Source organism: Prosthecobacter sp. (assembly GCF_046154365.1).
Taxonomy (GTDB): Bacteria; Verrucomicrobiota; Verrucomicrobiia; order Verrucomicrobiales; family Verrucomicrobiaceae; genus Prosthecobacter.
Genome location: NZ_JBJXFV010000146.1, coordinates 1 through 2708 on the forward strand (window position 1 = coordinate 1; position 2708 = coordinate 2708).

2 protein-coding genes are annotated in these 2708 nt (G+C 60.6%); both read left to right on the forward strand.

The window, feature by feature from the left end:
• The coding region (locus tag ACKVY0_RS18590) for a glucose-1-phosphate adenylyltransferase (protein WP_409216331.1) at positions 1–1191 on the forward strand (1191 nt) is incomplete at its 5' end.
• A 61-nt stretch (positions 1192–1252) separates the two neighbouring features.
• Complete coding sequence (locus ACKVY0_RS18595; protein ID WP_409216332.1) at positions 1253–2602, forward strand: hypothetical protein; 1350 nt, start codon at positions 1253–1255, stop codon at positions 2600–2602.
• Positions 2603–2708 lie beyond the last annotated feature (106 nt).

A 2708-nucleotide genomic window follows, 5' to 3' on the forward strand; every position in this document is an offset into this window, starting at 1 on the left:
AAGCCCGCCGTGCCGCTCGCAGGCAAATATCGCCTCGTGGATATTCCGATCAGCAACTGCATCAACTCCGGCGTGCGTCAGGTCTATGTGCTCACGCAGTTCAACAGCGCCTCGCTCAACCGTCATCTCTCGCGCACCTATCGCTTCGATCAGTTCACGCGCGGCTTTGTGGAGGTGCTCGCCGCGCAGCAGACGCCGGATGGTGAACGCTGGTATCAGGGTACCGCCGACGCCGTGCGGCAGAATCTGCGCTACTTCCTGGAAGGCGGGCATGAGTATTATCTGATTCTCAGTGGTGATCAGCTCTACCGCATGGATTTCCGCAAGGTGATGCGCCAGCACCTCGCCAACGAGGCGGACCTGACCATCGCCACGCTGCCGGTGAACGCACGCGACGCCACGGGCTTCGGCATCATGCACGCCGATGAAAGCAACCGCATCCACGAGTTCGTCGAGAAGCCGAAGGATCCTGCCGTGCTCGACAAGCTACGCATGCCGGATGCCACGCTGCGCAGCCTCGGCCTGGAGACCACCGAGCCGCGCTATCAGGCTTCGATGGGCATTTATCTCTTCAACCGCAAGGTGCTCGAAGACTGCCTGGACAACACGCACAACGACTTCGGCAAGCACATCATCCCCACCGCGATCAAGGACCGCCGCGTGCATGCCTACAACTTCCACGGCTACTGGGAGGACATCGGCACCATCCGTTCCTTCTACCAGGCGAACCTGGATCTGTGCAAGCTGGTGCCGCAGTTCGATTTCTTTGATTCCGTGGCACCGATCTTCTCGCACTCACGGCCGCTCCCCGCCACCAAGATCAACGGGGCCAACATTCACGAGGCCCTCATCGCCGACGGCTGCATCCTGACCGATGCGCTCATCGAAACCGCCGTCATCGGCGTGCGTTCCCAGATCGAAGCCGGCACCACCATCCGCAAGAGCATCATCATGGGCGCCGACTTCTACGCCGGAGCCGCCGGCACTGATCCTGACCGTCCGCCGCCGGGCATCGGTCGCAACTGCCGCATTGAGCGTGCGATCATCGACAAAAACGTCCACATCGGCGACAACGTGGTCATCACTCCCGAAGGCAAGCCTGACGAAATGGACTCCGAGCTGTTCTACATTCGCGATGGCATCGTGTGTATTCCCAAAGACGCCGTCATTCCGGCCGGGACGTGGATTTGATCTGCCGCCGCCCGTAAATTCATGCTTCCCATTGGCCGGGGGTTGCGTTAAAAACGCCGCCATGAAGTTTGCATCTTATGTTTTTCTCCTCTTCGCCCTGACCCTCGCCACCGCAGGTGCGCAGTCAGCTGAAGTCCGCACCTTCACCAATGCCCAGGGCAAAGCGATCCAGGCCAGGCTGGTCGGACTTGCCGGTGATCAGGTGACAATCGAGATGGCGGGCGGCAAGCGCTTCACACTCGGCCTCAACACTTTTTCAGCAGCGGATCAGGCGTACATCAAGCAGGCACCGGCCGCAACGAGCACCATGCAGCCGGCCACACCGACGACCGGCGGATTCAAGCCCAAGCCGGGCCCTAATGACAAACTCGACCCGGCGGTCGTGAACGAAGTCGTGGGTCCGGCGCTGTTCGCGGACGTCATGTTATGGCAGACGAAGGCGGACGATGTGGCTGGCCGGTTGGAACTCAAGAAGGAGTCAGAGACAAAGACCTCCAGCAGCTTCCGCTCTTATCCGAAGGACACGTTCCGCATGTTCGGCGCACGGCCTTTCTCTGTGGCGCTGTATGCGGCGGACGGACTGACGACCAACCTGTCAATGGTGTTTGCCAACAAGGGCGATCTCTTCGGCATGAACGGCGAAAACAACAATCGCGTGGATCGCAACACCCCGAAACCCCAGGCGCTGGCGATCTTGGAAAAGGCCATGAAGGCGGATGTGGCGGCGATCACCGCGAAGCTCTCCGAGAAACTCGGAGAGCCGGTGAAGCAGATGTTCGGCGATGGCGAAAGCCGGCAAAAAATGCTCCGCTGGGACTGGCGTGGTCATTCCATCCTCCTGCGTGAGCAAGAGAGCGAGTATGTGGGCGTGGAACTGGTGACCACCGAAGTGGCCGATGCTGGCGGCAAGGTGAAGATGACCGGCGACAAGATCATCCGCGACCGCGCCCTGGCGAACGTCGAAAAGCGACCCAACGGCGATGTGGTGATCAATGAAATCCCCATGGTGGACCAAGGGCCGAAAGGCTACTGCGTGCCCGCCACGGCGGAGCGCGCCATGCGCTATCTCAGCGTTCCAGCGGACATGTATGTGCTGGCGATGGCCGGCGAGACCAACATTGGCGGCGGTACCAGCGTGCAGATGCTGCTGGAAGGCGTGCGCATGGACATTCGTCGCAAAGGCCGCTCGTTCGACTCCTGGCAGAGCGAGTTCAAGCTCAAGGAACTGCAGAAATACATCGACAAGGGCGTGCCGGTGATCTGGGGGCTCTACAGCACGGATGCCTTCAACGATCTGGCGAACAAGCGCACCAAAGACCGCCAGGGCATGACCGATGTGACCGTCTGGAAGACCAAGCTGGTCGAAACCAACGGTGCCGCCAACCTGCGCAAGACGAGAGCGCAAAAATGATTTCGGATTTGGAACCTGGCGGGCATTGTTGGGCGGCGATTAATACTGGAGGGCAGGGCGAGGGTTCATCAGCGCTCTAGTTCGGGCGGTGCTGGCCAGCAGGTGG

Bases quoted from the DNA above. Each gene is read 5' to 3' on its own strand.
- ACKVY0_RS18595 (WP_409216332.1), top strand. From the start codon at position 1,253: ATGAAGTTTGCATCTTATGTTTTTCTCCTCTTCGCCCTGACCCTCGCC.